This is a genomic window from Paenimyroides tangerinum (assembly GCF_003865405.1).
GTDB classification, from domain to species: Bacteria; Bacteroidota; Bacteroidia; order Flavobacteriales; family Flavobacteriaceae; genus Flavobacterium; species Flavobacterium tangerinum.
The window spans coordinates 562-1048 of the sequence record NZ_RQVQ01000112.1; the positions used below are offsets into that span (position 1 = coordinate 562).

The following is a 487-nucleotide window of genomic DNA, read 5'->3' on the forward strand; positions in this document are numbered from 1 at the left end:
AGCACTTAGCCCTACACAAATACAAATAGACAGTAATGGTATTGTTCACGTAATTATACTTTTACAAGAGGGTACTCATTTAGAAGGTACCGTAACCGTACCAACAGGAGAAATCAAACATTTCTTAGCAAAATTCAATGCGCTTACCGGAAATTTAGCTGCACCTCCCGTAGAGTTACCGATTACCGGAGGAATGGCAGAACAAACATCTAATTTCCGTTACGATGAAGCTTCTAATATCTATTATATAACAGGTGTTCGAAATGGATATTATATTGGTTCAGAATACATGCCGTTTGTTTACAACAATGTACCCGTGAATGGGAGTGCGTATATTTTAGCTATTGATGGTGCAAATTACCAAGAACTTTGGCGCCATGAAGGAACTACAAATTCACCTAACACTAATCAATTATCCATAGACGATATACAAATCGACAACCAATCGAATGTATATATCAGCGGAAGATATAGTAACCATCCTCAA

General features: G+C 37.2%; 1 protein-coding gene. It reads left to right on the forward strand.

Annotation, left to right across the window (positions count from 1 at the left end; genetic code table 11):
• Nucleotides 1-487 (forward strand): hypothetical protein (locus EG240_RS16770; RefSeq protein ID WP_203229343.1); only part of this gene is annotated, 487 nt, incomplete at both ends.